This is a genomic window from Micromonospora sp. HK10 (assembly GCF_000982955.1).
Lineage (GTDB): Bacteria > Actinomycetota > Actinomycetes > Mycobacteriales > Micromonosporaceae > Micromonospora.
In genome coordinates this window covers 1-18782 of the sequence record NZ_KQ058657.1, presented here as the reverse complement: position 1 = coordinate 18782, position 18782 = coordinate 1, and the positions used below count along the sequence as shown (strand labels likewise).

Here is an 18782-nt window from a genome sequence, read left to right as displayed (position 1 = left end):
GTCACTGTGGCTGCGCAAGTACCCCGCCCGCGCACCGTTGATGCCCACCGGGAAACACGCGCCCGTAGCGGGCACCGTTCAGCGGTCCGCCCGGCGGCGCGCGCATCGACCGTCGGCCGGACGGGACGTCACATGCTGTTCGGCATGTCCCGCCGGACGGTGTGCGACTGGGAGGCGTGGCGCTGCCCCTCGTACCGCTGGCGGCGGGCGTCCGCGTCGCGGGCCGCCGACCGGTCCTCGTCCGGGCCGGACCGGCCCCGGTCCCGCCGCAGGACGACGCCGACCGCCGCCGCCACCAGCACCGCCACCACCGCAAGGGCCACCAGTACCGTCGTCATGACGGTCAGCGTAGGAGGTCCGCGCCGCTGCCGGGGCTCCCGCGACGGGGCAGCCGGGCCGACGCCCCGCCGATAGGGTGTGCCGATCGTCCAGTTTCGACACACGGGGGCATCCATGGAGCACCTCATCAATCGACGAACCCTGCTGCGCGCGGCCGGTGTGGGCACCGCCGGGGCGGCGTTCGGCGTGGCCGCCGGCGTCCGGCCGGCGGCGGCGGCCGTGCCGGCGTCCAAGCGGTTCGACCTGAGCGACCCGTCGGACAAGCTGATCCGCGGCAATCGACTGCACAACAACACGGTGATGCAGTCGTTCGCCTTCGACAACGTCAACAAGCGGATCTACACGGTGCAGGTGGTGCAGGGTGGTGTCCAGCTGCCCGGCGAGAGCGCGCCGGTCCCCGGGGCCACCCGGGCCGCCAACGGCGACCTCTGCGTCAGCCAGCTCGACCTGGCCGGCAACAAGATCACCTTCATGTACCTGAAGGGCTTCGGCCACGGCGTGCAGATCGGCGTGGAGCCGGTCGGCAGCACCGCCTACCTGTGGACCGAGACCGACGCGGTCGACCAGTGGGGCACCGCCATCACCCGGTTCAAGTTCACCGCCGGCGCCGTGTTCACCACCTCGACCAGCGGCCTGGAGAAGCACCGGCCGGTCAGCGGCTCCACCAACAACACCTGCGCCATCGACCCGACCACCAACCGGATCATCCTCCGGCACAAGGTCAGCAGCGGCTTCCGCTACAACGTCTACAACCTGGCCGACGTACGCGCCCGCACCTACACCCCGTTGGCCAGCGTCGCCCAGCCGGCGACCGTGGGCTCCGCCCGGCCGTTCCAGGGCTACACCGCGCTCGGCAGCTACCTGTACCTGCTGGAAGGGTCGGCGTACGGCACGTACGACTCGGTCGAGGGCACCGGCAACACGTACATCACGGTGGTGGACCTCAACACCGGCGCGCAGGTCGACCGGGGGCTCACCAAGGCCGGCTACACCATCCCGTTCCGGGAGCCGGAGGGCATGGCCATCCAGCTGCCCACCGGCAGCGCCAGCTCGGCCCGGCTCTGCTGCGGCTTCGCCGGCGGCGAGTCGGGCGCCCGCAACGCCAGCATCTACTACAAGGACCTGCTGGTCTGAGGCCCGGGGCTACCCTCGACGCATGATCGACACGGAGTACGACCGGCACGAGCGGTCCCGCTGGGCAGGCCGGGCGCAGGCGTACGAGCGCAGCTTCGCCCGGCTCTGCGCGTACCCGACACCGGCGCTGCTGGACGCCGCGGCGGTGCGGGCCGGACGGCGGCTGCTCGACGCCGGCACCGGGCCCGGCACCGTCGCGGCGGCCGCGCTGGCCCGCGACGCCCGGGTGGTGGCGGTCGACGTCGAGGCGGGCATGCTCGACGCGGCCGAGCGGCAGGCGCCGGACGCGCGGCGCTGCGCCGCGGCCCTGCCCCACCTGCCGTTCCCGGCCGCCGTTTTCGACGCGGCGGTGGCGAACTTCGTGCTGAACCACGTCGGGAACCCGGCGGCCGCGCTGGCCGAGCTGTGCCGGGTGGTACGCCCGGGCGGGCGGGTGGCGGTGACGGTCTGGCCGTCGCCGCACCCGCCGCTGCAGCGCCTCTGGGGCGAGGCCGTCGCCGCCGCCGGGGGCGCTCCGCCGGCCGACCTGCCCCGGCTCGCGCCCGAGCGGGACTTTCCGCGCACCGAGCCGGGCCTGGCCGGCCTGCTGGCCGGGGCGGGGCTGGCCGACGTGCGCTGCCAGACCCTGACCTGGACGCACCACGCCGACCCGGAGGACTGGTGGGCCGGCCCGGCGGCCGGCATCGGCAGCGCCGGGCTGATGATGCAGCGGCAGCCCGCCGCCGTGCGGGCTCGCCTGCGACCCGAGTACGACCGGCTCACCGCCGGCTACCGGGACGCCGACGGGACGCTGCGGCTGCCCACGGCCGCCCTGCTCGGCTCCGCCCGGGTCGGCGACGGCCCCGAACGGGCGGCGGCGGGGTGGCGCGCCGAAGGGCCGCCCGGCGACTGACCGGGCGGCGGGTGCGAGCCCCGACTAGTCCAGGCCGCGCATGATGTGCGGTTCGCCGTCGTCGTCACCGAAGCAGCGGTGCAGCACCTGTGCCCGGGCCCAGAGGTCCAGGCTGCTCGGCGGGCCGGCGGGCGACGCGACGGCCGGCTCGCGTACGGCCATGGGCGGCTCCGACGGAAGCTGCGAAGGGGTGTCGTCGGCCATCCCCGCCCCTCTCCTCGATCTGGTCCACGGCCGGATGCCGTAAGGCCAGCATCCTCCAGCATGCGCCCATCCGCCTGCGAACGGTTAAAGCCGCGGTCAACACGACAGACGCAAAGGCCCAGAAGGTACGTCCGGCCCTCAACCGCCGTTCACGCAAACTGATCTGGACCGTTACTTCCAGGCTGGTCTATATAGGTGCCACCTTCCCCCGATCGGACGGAGCACCATGACCCGCACCCTCCGCGCGACGGCCATCAGCCTCGGCGCGCTCCTGGCCGCCACCCTCGGCCTCGCCCAGCCGGCCCCGGCCGACGGCTACTCCGCCTCCCTCACCACCGCCGCCGCCGGCCTCCCGGTCGCCACCGAGGTCCGCACCGGCTACAGCCGCGACCTGTTCCCGCACTGGATCGACGCCGACGGCGACCGCTGCAACACCCGCAACGAGGTCCTCCTCGCCGAGGCCGTGACCGCGCCGAGCGTCAGCGGCACCTGCACCCTCTCCGGCGGCCGCTGGTACTCCTACTACGACAACGCCTACTGGACCCTCACCAGCGACCTCGACATCGACCACATGGTGCCGCTGGCCGAAGCCTGGGATTCCGGCGCCCGGTCCTGGACCACCAGCCGACGCCAGGCGTACGCCAACGACCTGGGCGACGCCCGGGCCCTGGCCGCGGTCACCGACAACGTGAACCAGGTCAAGGGCGACCAGGACCCGGCGACCTGGCTGCCGCCGTACGCCTCCGCCCGCTGCCGCTACGTCAAGGAGTGGGTCGCCGTGAAGATCCGCTGGCGGCTCACCGTGGACAGCGCGGAGAAGAACGCGTTGACCAGCTGGGCGAACAACTGCCCCAGCACCACCGTGTCGGTGACCTACGCGTACTGAACCACCGGCCGGGGCCGCCGCCGACGCGACGGCCCCGGCCGGCGGGACGCCGCTCGTCGGCTCCCCCGGCGCTCGCCGCCAGCCGGCTGGCTGCTCGCGGCGCCACCGGCCGTTGCCGGCGGCCGGCCTCTCGCGGCGGCACCGGCCGTTGCCGGCGGCCGGCCTCTCGCGGCGGCACCGGCCGTTGCCGGCGGCCGGCCTCTCGCGGCGCTGCCGGCGGTTGCCGGCGGCCCGCTTATCGTGGCGCTACCGGTCGGGCTGGCGGCGGGCGAGGTGGACGGTGATGTCGGCGGCGATCTCGACCGTGCCCGGCAGCACCCGCCGGATGCTGGCGAACACCTGCTCCCGCACGGGCTCTGGCAACTGGAGATAGGCCGAGACGGTGGAGAGGTAACCGACGTAGTCGGCGGCGCTCATCGTCAACCGCCGCTCGACGACCGACTGCCGGACGTCGGCGAACCATGCCGACCGTCGCAGCTCCGTGCCCGGCCACTGCATGTCGTGCTCCGGCGGCGTCCCGTCCGGGGACGGAATCTCGTCGCTGTGCAGAAACGGTGCCCGCGCCGCGTCGGCGGCCGCCCGCACGCCCGGGTCCGCCAACCGGACCGGCCCGCCGAACGAGGCGAACACGCCACCCGGGGCCACCAGCCCGGCCATCCGCGACCACCGGCCCGCCGGTTCCGTCCAGTGCAGCGCCGCCGCCGCGTACACCAGCCCGTAGCGCTCGCCCGGTCGCAGGTCCTCGAACGCGGCCCGCAGGATCCGCACCCCCGCCGGCATCTGCCGGCGCAACTCGGCGAGCATGGCCCCGTCCGGGTCGGTCGCGGTGACGGTGATCCCCCGGCCGGCGAACAGCCGCGTCGCCTTGCCGGTCCCCGCGCCGATCTCCAGGGCGGTCCGGACCGGTCGACCCGCGTACGCCAGCACCAGATCAGCGAGCTCCGCGGGATAACCCGGGCGGAACTCCTCGTACGCTTCCGCCCTCGCTCCGAAGCTCAGCGCGCGACCAGGCATGCCGAGCATCCTGACATGCCGTACGCATGGCCGCGCACCCATTAAGCCGGCCGGTGCGCGGGGTCAGGCCGCCCTAGCGGTCCGGACGCGGCGCCCCGCGCCCCGAGGTCACGTCTTGCGGTGGAACTCGATGAGGTCGCACCGGTCGGGGTCACCGTCGAAGCGGTACAGCCAGGGCTCCTCCCGGTCGCCGGAGATCCACAACTGGACGTCGTCGAGCCTCAGGTCCTCGGTGCTCTCCGAGGCGAGGTCGAGGGTCCAGCTGCCCTCAGCCGACTGGTCGGTCGCCGTCGGCGACAGCTTGCTGGCGCGGTAGTGCCCGTCCTCGCTCAGCTCGATCCGTCCGCCCGCGGCGCTGGTGTAGACGCCCGCCAGGTCGGACACGGTGATGTCGTCCGGCGGCCGGGGCGCACACCCGAAGATGCGTGAACAGCCGGCGACCGGCGTCGGTACGAGCAAGCCGATCGCGAGTGCGGCGGCGAGTCGGGGGGCTCTCCGCATCGAGGGCTCCGTCCTGCCCGACGGGCATGGAGCCGGGCGACAGTGGACCCTAGCGCGTCGCCCGCGCCAGTGATCGTCGGCGGGATTGGCACGGGTCGGAAACCCTGCCCCGGCCAGGCCCCGGGAGCTACGTGAACACCGGTATCAGGACCTGCGTGACACTTCCTTGTTGCAGGGGCGGATCATGAGGAGCATGGCCGTATCCCAGCCCGCCGCCCCCAGTGCTCTCGCCGAGGCGGTCCGGCAAGAGTTGATCGCGGCCGGTCTGCCCGTACTGCCCTGGCAACCCCGTGAGGCCTTTCCCGGCACGGAAGCGACCGGCTATCGGGTGGAAAGGGACGCCGATGACTATCGGCCGGGTGAGTTGCTGGTGCTGGAGCAGCAGTCCGGGCCCACCTGGCGTGACCCGGTAGGTCCACCGCTTGCCGGACTAGGCGGATACCTGCCTGGCGTGCGGGTGCGGCTGACCGAGGGCGTCCATGCCGGGTTCATCACCGCAGTGGTGGAAGCCCGGCACACCACGTCGCTGGACGGGCCGCCAGACGTGTATCTCGTCGAGCACCCGCAAGGGACTGGCGAGCTCCAGGTCTCCGCGACGGCCGTCGAGCTGGCCTACGAGGACACCTGAGAGCGACACGCGTCGGGTTGATCTAGGGTGCTGCGATGACCGCCAACCGCGTGACGACAGTACTGTTCGACTTCGCCTGGACTCTGTTCGCCAGCGACTCGGAGCGCTGGGTAGGCAACGCGGCGGCATCGATCGACCGGGCATTGGCGGCCGGTGAGGCGCGCCGTATTGCTGGCGACTTCGCGGAACTGTTGCGGAGGACGGCCACGGATCCGGCCCACATCGCCCGAGATCTGGATCCGCAAGTCTGGGGTCGGGCGATCCTCGCCGTGCTGGAACAGATTCCTGGGGTGGACCCGGCGCTGGCATCGGTCTTGCACGAAACACGCGTCGAAACGATCGAGCCGTACGCCGACACCGCCGCCACCCTGTCCGCATTGCGTGATGGTGGTGTTCGCATCGGCGTCGTGAGCAACGTCGGCTGGGACATCCGCACATGCTTTGCGCGGCACGGACTCGACGGCCATGTCGATGCGTTCGTACTGTCCTACGAGGTCGGCTTCGTCAAACCGGACCCTCGGATCTGGGTCGCCGCCCTCGAAGCCCTCGATGCCGCACCGGGCCAGACCCTGATGGTCGGTGATCATCCCGCCGCCGACGGCGGATCGGTTTCCGCCGGCATACCAGCGCTGATCCTGCCAATGGTGGGCTCGCCCGCGCAGAAACGCGGCTTCGAACACGTGCTCAGGCTTGCCCAGGTTCCGTCCTGACAGGTCTGTCGCCGGCAACTCACGTGACGCTCCTGGGAAGCTGATCTCTCGGCAGGAACCTCGTCGCAGACCCTGGAATCAGGGCCATGCCAGGTGCTCCGCCGCAGGTCAGAGAACCTGCGGCGATCACTTGGCGTTGAAGTAGCTCGCCTCCGGGTGGTGCACCACGATGGCGTCGGTGGCCTGCTCCGGCATCAGCTGGAACTCCTCGGAGAGCTGCACCCCGATCCGCTCCGCGCCGAGCAGCTGGACGATCTTCGCCCGGTCCTCCAGGTCGGGGCAGGCCGGGTAGCCGAACGCGTACCGGCAGCCGCGGTAGTCGGTGCCCAGCAGGCCGGCCAGGTCCGCCGGGTCCTGGTCGGCGACGGTGCGCCCGCCCGGCAGGATCAGCTCGGTGCGGATCCGCCGGTGCCAGTACTCCGCGAGCGCCTCGGTGAGCTGCACCGACAGCCCGTGCACCTCCAGGTAGTCGCGGTACTCGTTGCCGGCGAACATCTTCGCCGTGTACTCGCTGATCGGCTGCCCGACGGTGACCAGCTGCAACGCCACCACGTCGAGCTGCTCGCCCTTGGGACGGAAGAAGTCGGCCAGGCAGAGCCGCCGCTCCTGCCGCTGCCGGGGAAAGGAGAACCGGGCCCGCTCGCTGTGCCCGTTCTCGTCCAGCACCACCAGGTCGTTGCCCTCGGAGTACGCCGGGAAGTAGCCGTACACCACGGCGGCCTCGAGGACCTTGTCGGCGATGAGGCGGTCCAGCCAGTAGCGCAGCCGCGGCCGCCCCTCGGTCTCCACCAGCTCCTCGTACGACGGGCCCTGCCCGCCGCGCGCGCCGCGCAGCCCCCACTGGCCGAGGAAGGTGGCCCGCTCGTCGAGCAGCGCCGCGTAGTCGGCCAGTGGGATCCCCTTGACCACCCGGGTGCCGAAGAACGGCGGGGCCGGCACCTCCACGTCGACCGCCACGTCGGAGCGGACCGACGCGTCGTCCAGCTCGGGCAGCGCCTCGCGCACCATGGCCCGCTGCCGCTCCCGCCGCTCCCGCCGGGCGGCCAGGGCCGCCTCCCGCTCCGGGTCGATCACCGGCGCGCCGCCGCGCTTGGCCGTCATCACCCGGTCCATCAGGGAGAGCCCTTCGAACGCGTCCCGGGCGTAGTGCACCTGGCCGGGGAAGATCGACCGCAGGTCGTCCTCCACGTACGCCCGGGTCAGCGCCGCTCCGCCGAGCAGCACCGGCCAGCGCTCGGCGACCCCGCGCGCGGCCATCTCGGCCAGGTTCTCCTTCATGATGACCGTGCTCTTGACCAGCAGCCCGGACATGCCGATGGCGTCGGCGCGGTGCTCCTCGGCCGCGTCGAGGATCGCGTTGATCGGCTGCTTGATGCCGATGTTGACGACCTCGTAGCCGTTGTTGGACAGGATGATGTCGACCAGGTTCTTGCCGATGTCGTGCACGTCGCCCTTGACGGTGGCCAGCACGATCCGGCCCTTGCCACCGTCGTCGGCCTTCTCCATGTGCGGCTCCAGGTAGGCCACCGCGGTCTTCATCACCTCGGCGGACTGGAGCACGAACGGCAGCTGCATCTGGCCGGAGCCGAACAGCTCGCCGACCACCTTCATGCCGTCGAGCAGCAGGTCGTTGATGATGGACAGTGGCGCGCGCCCCTGCGCCATCGCGGTGTCCAGGTCGGCCTCCAGGCCGTTGCGCTCACCGTCGATGATGCGCCGCTTGAGCCGTTCCTCCAGCGGCAGCGCGGCCAGCTCCTCGGCCCGGGTGGCCCGGGCCGACGCGGCGTCGACGCCTTCGAACAGCTCGATGAAGCGCTGCACCGGGTCGTACCCCTCACGGCGCCGGTCGTAGATCAGGTCGAGGGCGACCTCGCGCTGCTCGTCGGCGATCCGCGCCATCGGCAGGATCTTGCTGGCGTGCACGATCGCCGAGGTCAGGCCGGCCTGCGCGCACTCGTGCAGGAAGACCGAGTTGAGCACCTGCCGGGCGGCCGGGTTCAGGCCGAACGAGACGTTGGAGATGCCGAGGGTGAAGTTGACCCCCGGGTAGCGGGCGGCGATCTCCCGGATCGCCTCGATCGTCTCGATGCCGTCGCGGCGGGTCTCCTCCTGGCCGGTGGCGATCGGGAAGGTCAGCGCGTCGATGAGGATTTCCGCCCGGCGCAGCCCCCACCGGCCGGTCAGATCGTCGATCAGCCGGCACGCCACGCGTACCTTCCAGTCCCGGGTGCGGGCCTGGCCCTCCTCGTCGATGAGCAGCGCCACCACGGCGGCGCCGTGCTCGGCGACGACCGGCATCACCCGGGCGTAGCGGGACTCCGGGCCGTCGCCGTCCTCGAAGTTGACCGAGTTGACCACGCAGCGCCCGCCGAGCATCTCCAGCCCGGCCTCGATCACCGCCGGCTCGGTGGAGTCCAGCACGATCGGCAGCGTGGAGGCGGTGGCGAACCGGCCGGCCAGCTCGCGCATGTCCCGGGCGCCGTCGCGGCCGACGTAGTCGACGCAGAGGTCGAGCAGGTGTGAGCCGTCGCGGGCCTGGCCGCGGGCCAGCTCCACGCAGGCCTGCCAGTCGCCGGCGAGCATCGCCTCCCGGAACGCTTTGGAACCGTTGGCGTTGGTCCGCTCCCCCACCATCAGGACGCTGGCGTCCTGGGCGAACGGCACATGGTGGTAGATCGAGGAGACGCCCGGCTCCGGCTGCGGCTGCCGGGCCACCGGCCGGGTGCCGCGCAGCCGCTCGACCAGCACCCGGATGTGCTCCGGGGTGGTGCCGCAGCAGCCGCCGACGAGCGACACGCCGTAGTCGGTGACGAACTGCTCCAGTGCGTCGGCCAGCTCCACCGGGGTGAGCGGGAAGTACGCCCCGTCGGCGGTGAGCACCGGCAGGCCGGCGTTGGGCATCACCGACACCGGGATGCGGGAGTGCTGGGACAGGTAGCGCAGGTGCTCGCCCATCTCGGCCGGGCCGGTGGAGCAGTTCAGCCCGATCAGGTCGACGCCGAGCGGCTCGATGGCGGTCAGCGCCGCGCCGATCTCGCTGCCCAGCAGCATGGTGCCGGTGGTCTCCACGGCGACCTGGCAGATGATCGGGACGTCCCGGCCCAGCTCGGCGCGGGCCCGCTTGGCGCCGATCACCGCCGCCTTGACCTGGAGCAGGTCCTGGCAGGTCTCGATGATCAGCGCGTCCGCCCCGCCCGCGATCAGCCCCGCCGCGTTCTCCTGGTACGCGTCGCGCAGCGTGGCGTAGCCGGCGTGACCCAGGGTGGGCAGCTTGGTGCCCGGCCCCATCGAGCCGAGCACGAAACGGGGCTGCTCCGGGGTGGCGTACGCGTCGGCGGCCGCCCGGGCCAGCCGGGCGCCGGCCTCGGAGAGCTCCCGGATCCGCTCGGCGATGCCGTACTCGGCGAGATTGGGCAGGTTCGCCCCGAAGGTGTTGGTCTCCACGCAGTCCGCGCCGGCGGCCAGGTACGCCTCGTGCACGCCCCGGACCACGTCCGGCCGGGTGACGTTGAGGATCTCGTTGCAACCCTCGAGGCCGTCGAAGTCGTCCAGGGTCAGGTCGGCGGCGTGGAGCATGGTCCCCATCGCGCCGTCGGCGATGAGGATCCGGTCGGCCAGCACATCGAGCAACGAAGTCCGCACAGGGCCAGGTTAGTGCGACGGGCCGCCGGCGGGTGATCGCAACCAGCCGTTCCCACATACTGTCGGCGGGATCACCACGGCGCGGTCGGCGGTCAGGTCCGGCGGGTCGGCCGGCCGACCGGCGCGGCCGGCGGGCCGCATCCCCCGCCGGCACGTAGGCTGGCGGACGTGAAGCACATCAGGGACACCGCTCCCGGCGAGCAGGGTGAGGTGACGGCGTGACCGAGTTCGACGGGCTGCCGGTGCTGCGCTCCCCGGTCGCCATCGCGGCTTTCGAGGGCTGGAACGACGCGGCGGACGCCTCCACGGCGGCCGTGGAACACCTGGAGCAGGTCTGGCAGGCGCGGCAGGTGGCCGAGCTGGACCCGGAGGACTTCTACGACTTCCAGGTGAGCCGGCCGACGATCACCATGGCCGACGGGGAGACCCGCCGGGTGGAGTGGCCCACCACCCGCTTCATGGTGGCCAGCCCGGAGGGCACCGAGCGGGACGTGGTGCTGATCCGGGGCATCGAGCCGAGCATGCGCTGGCGCACCTTCTGCGAGCAGGTGCTGGAGATCTGCCACAGCCTGGAGGTCGAGCGGGTGGTGCTGCTCGGCGCGCTGCTGGCCGACGTGCCGTTCACCCGGCCGCTGCCGATCAGCGGCAGCGCCTCGGACGCGGACGCGGCCAAGCGCTACCAGCTCACCCCCACCCGCTACGACGGCCCGACCGGCATCGTCGGGGTGCTGCACGACGCCTGTACCCGCGCCGAGGTCGACGCCGTGTCGTTCTGGGTGCACGTGCCGCACTACGCCAACAACCCGCCCTGCCCGAAGGCCACCCTCGCCCTGCTGCACCGGGTCGAGGAGGTGCTCGACCTGCCGGTGCCGATGGCCGACCTGGCCGAGGAGGCCGCCGAGTGGGAGCAGCGGGTGCGCAGCGCCGCCGAGCAGGACGCCGAACTGGGCGAGTACGTCCGCGAGCTGGAGGAACGGGTCGGCGACGCGGGGATCACCCCGCTGACCGGCGACGAGATCGCCCAGGAGTTCGAGAAGTACCTGCGCCGGCGGGGCGGCTCCGCCGGTCCCACCGCCGGCTCCTGGTAGCTGTCCCCTGTTGAAGGCCGGGTCCTGCGGGGCCCGGCCTTCGGCGTGTCCGGGGTGGCGCGGGTCACCCCCGCTAGGGCATCCTAGGAACCTAGCTGTCAGGAGGAAACGGGCATGCAGATCAACCCCGGCGCGGCCGAGTTCCCGCACCGACAGATCGCCGCGCAGCTCAAGGCCCAGGTGCGCCGCGGCGACTGGGCGCCCGGCGAGCGACTGCCGTCCATCCCGGCCATCGCCGAGATGTTCGGCGTGGCGAAGCAGACCGTCCAGCGCGCCGTCGACCAGCTGCGGGTCGAGGGCATCCTGATCACCAAGCCCGGCTCCGGTACGTACGTCCGGGGCACCCGCCGCCGCCTCAACCGCCTCTCCCGCGGCCGGTACGGCGGCTTCCGCGGCTACCACACCGACCTGGCCGCCCGGTACAAGCAGCAGCTGGTCTCCGTCGGCCGGGCCCCCGCCCCGCCCGAGGTGGCCGACGCGTTCGGGGTGGCCGACGGCGCCGAGCTGCTCTGCCGGCGGCACCTGGTCCGCACCGACGAGTCACCGGTCGAGGTGGGCGCCTCCTGGTTCCTGCCCACCGACACCGCCGGAACCTCCCTCGAACGGGCCGAGGCGTTCGGCCGCCCGCTCTACCAGGAGGCCGAGGAGGCCACCGGCCGGCGCTACGTCACCGCGACCGACACGATCAGCGCCCGCCAGCCCAGCCGGGAGGAGGCGGAGATCCTGCAGATCCGGCCCGACACCCCGGTGCTGCACCTGCTGCACGTCGCCTACGACGAGCGGCGCAAGCCGATCGAGGTCGCCCAGGCCACCTGGCCCGGCCCGATGACCACCCTCACCGAGGAGTACCGGATCCCCGCCCCGGCGCCCGAGCAGGACCCCGACCCCGGACTGGTCCTCGGCTGAGTGCCGGTGTCGGTTGCCGGTGCCGGTCGAGCCGGACCGGGCTGCCCGCGCGCGTCGACGCGTCCGGGTCACCGTCGACGCGGTCGCTTCTGTTAGCTTGCCCGACGGGAAGTCCCCGGACCGGTCAGGTTAGGCAGGCGGCAGAATGTACGTGGTACTTGCGTGGTTCGGTGAGCGGCGCGTGTCGCCGGAGGCGCGGCTCGCCGCGCGAGAGCGGGTCGAGGCGGCGTTGACCACCATCGTGCCGGCAAGCTACGTACGGCACGAGGTCGGCGGCGACGACTGGGGCGTGACCGTGCTGCACATCGCCGACCAGGGTCCCTACCGCTGGCCCACCGTCGCCACGGACGGCCCGGTCACCGCGGTGTCGCTCGGCATCCCGGTCGGCGCCGACCCGGCCGGCGGCCCCGCCGCGCTGGCCCGCCGGCTGCTCGCCGGCGAGGACGTCCACCGCACCGTGGTGCCCCCGTTCGCCCTGCTCGCGCTGGACGGAGACCGCCGCTTCGCCGTGCAGCAGGACTGGCTCGGCATGTGCCGGCTGTTCACCGGGACGGCCGACGGCATCACCGTGCTGTCCAGCCGACCGAGCCTGGTGGCCACCTTCCTGCACGGCCAGGCCTCGCCGGACCTCGACGGCTGGCGGTCGTACACCATCTGCAGCCACTTCGGCGCCGAGATGTCCCCGGTGCGCGGGGTGCGGCTGCTGCGGGCCGGGGAGCGGCTGACGGGTCGCCGCCGCGACGGCGGAGGCTGGGAGGTCGACGCCGAGCTGCGCTACGGCGTGGACGACGTGGTGATGGCCGGTCTCGAGGCCCAGGGCCGGACCGCCGAGGCACTCGACCTGGCGGCCGCGGCGATCACCCACACCACGAGCAGCTTCTACGACATGTACGACGACGAGGTTGACCTGGGGCTCTCCGGCGGCAAGGACTCGCGCCTGATCGCGGCGTCGCTCATCGCGGCCGGCCGGCTGCCCCGGTTCTTCACCAACCGGGACATCCAGGCCGAGGCCGACGTCGCCACGGAGCTTGTGCGGCTGCTGCGGGAGAAGCGTGGCCTCACCCCGAGCCACGACCTGCGGCTCAAGAGCGTCCCCGCCCAGGTGGTCAAGGTCGGCGTCCAGGAGCGCGTCCGGCGGATGCAGCACCGTTTCGACTACCAGTACCCGTCCACGTACCTGCCGCGCCAGGCCGTCGCGGAGCGGCTGCCGGACACGGTCAGCCCGGCGACGTTCAGCGGTGCCGGCGGCGAACTCGCCGTCGGCTACTGGTATCCCCCGGCCGATGTCGACCGCACCCCCGAGGACTCGGCGGCGGCGAACCTGCTCAGCGCGATCCCGGCCAGCGCGGCCGGCGAGGGCGTCCTGGCCGCCGAGCGGGCCCGGATCGACCGGATCCTCGAGCACGCGAAGGGCATCGGGGTGCACGACCTGCACCTGGCCGACTACCTCTACCTCGTCGAGCGGGTACGCCGGTGGTACAGCTCCGGCTACGCCGTCGGCATGGTCACGCCGTACCTCACCCCCGACTTCGTCGCCGCCACCTTCGCGCTGACCCCGCAACAGAAGCGCGACCGCCTGGTGCACACCGGGCTGATCGAGCGGCTGGTACCCGAGTGGTCGGACGTCCCGTTCGCCACCGCCTTCTCCCAGGCGTCGACCGCCGCGAAGGTGTGGCAGGGCGACGGCATCGAGGCGATCGCCGAGCTGGTCGACACCGCGCACGGTCCGATCACGCAGTTCATCCGGCGCGAGGCCGTGGTGCGCGCGCTGACCAGAGCGGTACGCGACCAGGCCACCCAGGCCGACGCACGCCTCCTGCAGCACTTCGCCTGCCTGGCGATGGCCTCCAACGAGCTCGAACCGGACACTGTTCGACCCGCCACCTCGGCCACGTACCGCCGGGTCACCGCACCGCCGAAGGCCCCAACCCCCAGGTCCAAGCTGGTGAGCCGGATGCAGTGGATCAAGAAGAGCCGGCTGGGCCGCCAGCTCTGGAACGTGGCGCGCCGGCAGGTGCGGGCCCGCCGCCCCGACTGAGCCCCAGGGGCCGCGGCGCGGTAGGCGGGCGGTGGCGGCGCCGCGGCGCGGTAGGCGGGCGGTGGCGGCGGCCCGGGCCGTGCCCGGGCCGTCCGCCTGAGCCGTCAGAGCCGGATGCCGAGCAGGGCGTCGACGGTGTCCCGGAAGAGCTGCGGAGCGTCGGCGTCCTCGGTGACGCCGGCGAGGGTCTGCTCGGCCCAGGCGTCGGCCACCGCGATGGCACCGGGGGTGTCCAGGTCGTCGGCCAGCCGGGCGCGTACGCCGGCGAGCAGCTCAGCCCCGGACGGCCCGGCGGGCGCGGCGGCGGCCCGGCGCCAGCGCGCCAGCCGCTCCCCGGCCGTGTCGAGCAGGTCCTCGGTCCAGGAGCGGTCGGCGCGGTAGTGGCCGCTGATCAGCGCCAGCCGGACCGCCATCGGGTCCACCCGGTCGGCGCGCAGCCGGGAGACGAAGACCAGGTTGCCCCGGGACTTCGACATCTTCTCGCCGTCCAGGCCGATCATGCCGGCGTGCACGTAGTGGTCGGCGAAAGGCGCACTGCCGGTGAGCCGCTCGGCGTGCGCAGCCGAGCACTCGTGGTGCGGGAAGAGCAGGTCGTTGCCGCCGCCCTGCACGTCGATCCGGTCGCCGAGCAGGTTCAGCGCGATCACCGCGCATTCGATGTGCCACCCGGGCCGCCCCGGACCCAGCTCACCGCCCGGCCAGGACGGCTCACCCTCCCGGGCGCCCCGCCACAGCAGCGGGTCGAGCGGGTCGCGCTTGCCGGCCCGGTCCGGGTCGCCGCCGCGCTCCGGGAAGATCTCCAGCATCTCCTCCCGGGAGAGGTTGGACTCGTAGCCGAAGTCGGGGGCGGCGGAGACGTCGAAGTAGACGTCGCCGGTGCCGTCGTCGAGTCGGTACGCGGCGCCGTCCTTGAGCAGCACGAGGACCTTCTCGGCGATGTCCGGGATCGACTCCACCGCGCCGACGTAGTGCTCCGGCGGGATGATCCGCAGCGCTTCCATGTCCTCCCGGAACAGTGCCGTCTCGCGCATGGCCAGGACCTTCCAGTCCTCGCCGTCGCGCGCGGCCCGCTCCAGCAGCGGATCGTCGATGTCGGTGACATTCTGCACGTACCGGACGGTCAGGCCGGCGTCCCGCCACATGCGCTGCACCAGGTCAAAGGTGATCATGGTGGCGGCGTGGCCGAGGTGGGTGGCGTCGTACGGCGTGATGCCGCAGACATACATGGCGGCGTCCCCGTCCGGGCGGCTGGGCTGCACACCTTGCCGCGCCGAGTCGTACAACCGCAGTGGCTCGCCCCTGCCCGGCAGCCGTGGCACCTCGTGTCCCGTCCAAGACTCCATGACCATCAGCCTAACCAGCCCTCAGGCGCTCAGGTGCCGGGCCACGGGTGATCAACGTGACAACGATTCACATGGGTGGCCAGGGCATCGCCGGCCACTCCTGCGGGGGCAGCGGGAAGCGACCGGTCTCGCGCAGTCGGTCCACCCGGGCCGCCACCTCGGCGATCTCGGAGAGCATCAGGTGCTCGGCCAACTCGTCGCCGAGCGCGCCGGTGAGCTGCCCCGCCAGCCCGTCCAGCATCTCCACCGCGTCCGGCGGCAGCTGCCGGCCGGCCCAGCCCCAGAGGACCGTACGCAGCTTCTCCTCCACGTGGAAGCAGACGCCGTGGTCGACGCCGTAGATCCGGTCGTCCGCGCCGACGATGACGTGGCCGCCCTTGCGGTCGGCGTTGTTGATCACCGCGTCGAGGACCGCGAGCCGGGCCAGTCGCGGGTCGTCGGCGTGCGCGAGGGCGTACGCGGCGCCGTCGTCGTCCCGCGCCGCGGCGACCGCGAACCAGCGCGGCGGCACCGCCTCGGCCGGCACGAACCCGACCAGCGGCTCGGCGTCGTCCGGCTCGTCGATCCAGAGCTGGCAGGAGCCCGGCCCGAACGGGCCGTCCCGCAGCACCGTCGGCGGCACCAGGTCCCAGCCGGTGGCCCTGGCGACCAGGTACGCGGCGACCTCCCGGCCGGCGAGCGTGCCGTCCGGAAAGTCCCAGAGCGGCCGCTCGCCGCGCACCGGCTTGTAGACGCAGCGGGCCGTCGCCCCGTCCAGGCTGAGGATGCCGCGCAGGGTGGTGTTGGAGGCGTCGACCAGCCGCCCCTCCAGGGTCAGCTCACCGTCGGTGAGCAGGCGCAACGCGTCGACGCCACCCTGTCGGGGCTGGAGTTCCGACGAGGTCACCGGTGGTAACCGTTGTGCCGGGGGCAGAGATGGCCCGCCGGATCCAACGGCTGGCCACAGAGCGGGCAGGGCGGGCGGCCGGCGTTGACCACCCGGCGGGCCCGCTCGATGAACGCGCGGGTCGCCTCCGGGGTCAACCGCACCCGGAGCCGGTCGAGATCCTCGTCCGGCTCGTCCGGCTCCTCGTCCTCGTCGTCGTCGGGGGCATCGCCCAGCTCGACCTCGACCTCCGTCTCACCGACCGCGATCGCCTCGATCACCACGGTGGCGGTGTCCACGTCGAAGGCCAGGCCCAGGGTGCCGACCCGGAACTCCTCGTCGACCGGGGTGTCCAGCGGGTCGTTGTCGCCGACGGCCGGCGGGAGCTCCGGCAGGTCCACGCCGAACCGGCGCTGCGCCTCGGAGAGCAGCTCCTCCAGCTTCTCGGCGAGCAGGGACACCTGGACCTTCTCCAGCGCGACGCTGACCAGCCGGCCACCGCCGCGCGCCTGCAGGAAGAACGTACGCTCCCCCGGCGGGCCGACGGTTCCGGCGACGAACCGCTCGGGCGGCTCGAAGGCGTGCACCTGGTGGGTCATACCCACGACCCTATCCGGAGCGTGGGAGCGTCGCGCAGCCCACCGACGCCGAATCCGCCCAGGGCGAACGCGCCGACCCCGACCGGCCGGTGCACCCGGTTCCCGGCCGCGCCCCGGGTCAACCCGGTCCCTCCCCCGGCCACGACCCTCGCTCCCTCGGCCACGACGGTCCCTCCCCCGGCCACGGCGGTCGCTTCCGGGGTCGGCCGGCTCACCGGGTCGCCCCCGCGCCGCCGCCCACCGCCGCATCCGAGTCCGCCCGCCGCGTCGCCCGCCCGCGCCGCCGGCGCGGCGGCGGCACCAGGCTGGCCAGATCACCCCCGGTGTCGTTGAGCCGGACCAGGAACGGGCGCAGCGAGGTGTAACGGATCGCGGTCACCGACGCCGGGTCCGCCACGATCCGCTGAAAAAGATCCAGGTGTACGCCGAGCGCGTCCGCCACGATCGCCTTGATCACGTCGCCGTGGCTGCACGCCAGCCAGACCGCCTCCGGCCCGTGCTCGGCGGTCACCCGGGCGTCCCAGGCGCGTACCGCCGCGACCGCCCGCGCGGACATCGCCGCGATCGACTCTCCCTCCGGGAAGACGGCGGCGCTCGGGTGCTGCTGCACCACCGGCCAGAGCGGCTCCTTCGCCAGCTTCTTCAGCGGCTGCCCCTCCCAGGCGCCGTAGCCGCACTCGATCAGCCCGTCCTCCACCACCGGCTCGGCCTCGGGCAGCGCCAACTCCAGGGTCTGCCGGCAGCGGATCAGCGGACTGGTCACCACCGCGCGGAGCGGCAGGCCCTTCAGCCGCTCCCCCACCGCCGCGGCCTGGGCCCGCCCGGTCTCGTCCAGCTCGACCGGTTGCCGGCCGGCCAGCCCTCCGTCAGCGTTGGCGGTGGTCCGGCCGTGTCGCAGAAGCAGAAGGGTCGCCACGCTGACACCCTACGGTCCTGGGAGGCGCCCTGGACGCCGGGCGGATCCCGCGCCTCGAAATGCGGCACGTCGTTGGCTTTCGGCCCGCAGGACAGCCCGTCGTGGGGCACGTCGGGTTGATCAGTCCGCCACCGCCCCGGGTGCGTTATGCCAGCCCCTCCCCATACCGCCCGGTTGGTGAACCAGCATGTCCGGTGTCGATCAGTCCGTCACCCGCCCCGCCCACCGGTGCGTTATGCCAGCCCTTCCCATGCCGCCCGATTGGTGAACCAGCACCCCCGGGCAGCCGCCACCGGTGGGTGGAACGTCATGGGTGTCTCCGGGGTCCGGATACACCCATGGCGTTCCACCGACGCCGCGATGGCCTGCGTCGACTGGGCGGTCCGGTACCGATTGTCCGGATTTGGAGTGGCCGGCCGCATCCGGGGACCGGAATGGTCGACGACCCGGGGGCGTTGTACCCGGTGAACGACCGAGGAAGACGCCCCGCCTGGCGGGGTGCGGGCCCCCGGGAATGATGGTGGGCCGCCGGTCGTTACACATGGTCCCGGCGCCGCGAAGAGGCCCCGCCCCACGGCCCGGATGATCCCCCAAAACTTTCCCCCTTTTTTGAGCGCCTGACGGTGCTTGCGCACGCCCTGGCCGACCCCCCGGTCGGTGGTGGTGTGCGCCAACCCCCGAATGGAGCTTCACCATGAACACGATGCTGCGTAAGAGCGTGCTGGGTATTGCTGGTCTGGCTTTCACCGGTGGTGTGTTCGCCGGTCCGATCGCCGCCCACGCCGACACCCCGACCGTGGATGCGAAGCCGGTAGCGGTTGCGGTGCAGGCCGACAAGCCGGACACCGGCAAGCTGATCCCGCACGGCGTGCAGGGCGCCCAGTCCAAGATTGACCTGACCGACGAGCAGACCGCCAACGCCAAGGCGATCATCGCCGCCACCGAGAAGGCGGGTCTGCCGGAGCGGGCCGCGGTGATCTCGATCGCCACCGCGCTGCAGGAGTCGAAGCTGGAGAACCTGGGCCACCTCGGCGACCGCAACGACCATGACTCGCTGGGCCTGTTCCAGCAGCGCCC

Annotated in this window: 18 protein-coding genes; 9 read left to right on the top strand and 9 right to left on the bottom strand. The window is 72.8% G+C overall.

What is annotated here, in order from left to right:
• Positions 1 to 128 precede the first annotated feature (128 nt).
• Positions 129 to 338, bottom strand: a complete 210-nt coding sequence (locus tag LQ51_RS01335; RefSeq protein ID WP_046562756.1) for a hypothetical protein — start codon at positions 336 to 338, stop codon at positions 129 to 131.
• Between the two features lie 115 nt (positions 339 to 453).
• Between LQ51_RS01335 and LQ51_RS01330 the strand changes: the two genes are divergently transcribed.
• Both LQ51_RS01330 and LQ51_RS01325 read left to right on the top strand, forming a co-directional pair.
• A complete protein-coding gene (locus LQ51_RS01330; RefSeq protein WP_046562755.1) occupies positions 454 to 1473 on the top strand; it encodes a phage baseplate protein in 1020 nt (339 codons plus the stop codon).
• 22 nt (positions 1474 to 1495) lie between these two features.
• Positions 1496 to 2365 carry a class I SAM-dependent methyltransferase gene (locus LQ51_RS01325; protein ID WP_046562754.1) on the top strand — a complete coding sequence of 290 codons (870 nt, stop codon included), beginning with the start codon at positions 1496 to 1498 and terminating at the stop codon, positions 2363 to 2365.
• Between the two features lie 24 nt (positions 2366 to 2389).
• On the opposite strand, the gene LQ51_RS01320 is transcribed toward LQ51_RS01325, so the two are convergent.
• Entirely contained in the window at positions 2390 to 2527 is a 138-nt protein-coding gene (locus LQ51_RS01320) for a hypothetical protein (protein WP_231605145.1), read from the bottom strand.
• Between the two features lie 268 nt (positions 2528 to 2795).
• On the opposite strand from LQ51_RS01320, the gene LQ51_RS01315 reads away from it, so the two are divergent.
• Positions 2796 to 3455, top strand: coding sequence for an HNH endonuclease family protein (locus tag LQ51_RS01315; RefSeq protein ID WP_046562752.1), 660 nt, complete (start codon positions 2796 to 2798; stop codon positions 3453 to 3455).
• Between the two features lie 246 nt (positions 3456 to 3701).
• On the opposite strand, the gene LQ51_RS01310 is transcribed toward LQ51_RS01315, so the two are convergent.
• A complete protein-coding gene (locus LQ51_RS01310) occupies positions 3702 to 4469 on the bottom strand; it encodes a class I SAM-dependent methyltransferase (RefSeq protein WP_046562777.1) in 768 nt (255 codons plus the stop codon).
• Positions 4470 to 4577: 108 nt separating this feature from the next.
• Positions 4578 to 4970: a hypothetical protein gene (locus tag LQ51_RS01305; RefSeq protein WP_156312946.1), complete on the bottom strand. Its 393-nt coding sequence runs from the start codon at positions 4968 to 4970 to the stop codon at positions 4578 to 4580.
• A gap of 193 nt (positions 4971 to 5163) precedes the next feature.
• Between LQ51_RS01305 and LQ51_RS01300 the strand changes: the two genes are divergently transcribed.
• Complete coding sequence (locus tag LQ51_RS01300) at positions 5164 to 5598, top strand: hypothetical protein (RefSeq protein WP_156312945.1); 435 nt, start codon at positions 5164 to 5166, stop codon at positions 5596 to 5598.
• A gap of 35 nt (positions 5599 to 5633) precedes the next feature.
• Positions 5634 to 6308 (top strand): HAD family hydrolase, encoded by a 675-nt coding sequence (locus LQ51_RS01295; protein ID WP_052744720.1) that lies wholly within the window; start codon positions 5634 to 5636, stop codon positions 6306 to 6308.
• Positions 6309 to 6434: 126 nt separating this feature from the next.
• Here LQ51_RS01295 and metH read toward each other — a convergent pair whose 3' ends face one another.
• Positions 6435 to 9950 carry a methionine synthase gene (gene metH, locus LQ51_RS01290; RefSeq protein ID WP_197087492.1) on the bottom strand — a complete coding sequence of 1172 codons (3516 nt, stop codon included), beginning with the start codon at positions 9948 to 9950 and terminating at the stop codon, positions 6435 to 6437.
• A 218-nt stretch (positions 9951 to 10168) separates the two neighbouring features.
• On the opposite strand from metH, the gene LQ51_RS01285 reads away from it, so the two are divergent.
• From LQ51_RS01285 to LQ51_RS01275, 3 genes are all read left to right on the top strand, one after another.
• Positions 10169 to 11038, top strand: coding sequence for a PAC2 family protein (locus LQ51_RS01285; protein WP_046562749.1), 870 nt, complete (start codon positions 10169 to 10171; stop codon positions 11036 to 11038).
• A gap of 114 nt (positions 11039 to 11152) precedes the next feature.
• Complete coding sequence (locus tag LQ51_RS01280) at positions 11153 to 11944, top strand: GntR family transcriptional regulator (RefSeq protein ID WP_046562748.1); 792 nt, start codon at positions 11153 to 11155, stop codon at positions 11942 to 11944.
• Positions 11945 to 12089: 145 nt separating this feature from the next.
• Positions 12090 to 13982 (top strand): hypothetical protein, encoded by a 1893-nt coding sequence (locus LQ51_RS01275; protein ID WP_046562747.1) that lies wholly within the window; start codon positions 12090 to 12092, stop codon positions 13980 to 13982.
• Positions 13983 to 14086: 104 nt separating this feature from the next.
• Here LQ51_RS01275 and mshC read toward each other — a convergent pair whose 3' ends face one another.
• The 4 genes from mshC to LQ51_RS01255 form a co-directional block, all read right to left on the bottom strand.
• Positions 14087 to 15325, bottom strand: coding sequence for a cysteine--1-D-myo-inosityl 2-amino-2-deoxy-alpha-D-glucopyranoside ligase (gene mshC / locus LQ51_RS01270; protein WP_046562774.1), 1239 nt, complete (start codon positions 15323 to 15325; stop codon positions 14087 to 14089).
• A gap of 67 nt (positions 15326 to 15392) precedes the next feature.
• Positions 15393 to 16211 (bottom strand): SCO1664 family protein, encoded by an 819-nt coding sequence (locus LQ51_RS01265; RefSeq protein WP_046562746.1) that lies wholly within the window; start codon positions 16209 to 16211, stop codon positions 15393 to 15395.
• Complete coding sequence (locus LQ51_RS01260) at positions 16208 to 16789, bottom strand: DUF3090 domain-containing protein (protein ID WP_046562745.1); 582 nt, start codon at positions 16787 to 16789, stop codon at positions 16208 to 16210. The genes LQ51_RS01265 and LQ51_RS01260 overlap by 4 nt, the downstream gene beginning before the upstream one ends.
• A 211-nt stretch (positions 16790 to 17000) precedes the next feature.
• Complete coding sequence (locus LQ51_RS01255; RefSeq protein ID WP_046562744.1) at positions 17001 to 17705, bottom strand: histidine phosphatase family protein; 705 nt, start codon at positions 17703 to 17705, stop codon at positions 17001 to 17003.
• A gap of 694 nt (positions 17706 to 18399) precedes the next feature.
• On the opposite strand from LQ51_RS01255, the gene LQ51_RS01250 reads away from it, so the two are divergent.
• On the top strand, positions 18400 to 18782 hold a 383-nt coding region (locus LQ51_RS01250; protein ID WP_046562773.1), incomplete at its 3' end, for a hypothetical protein.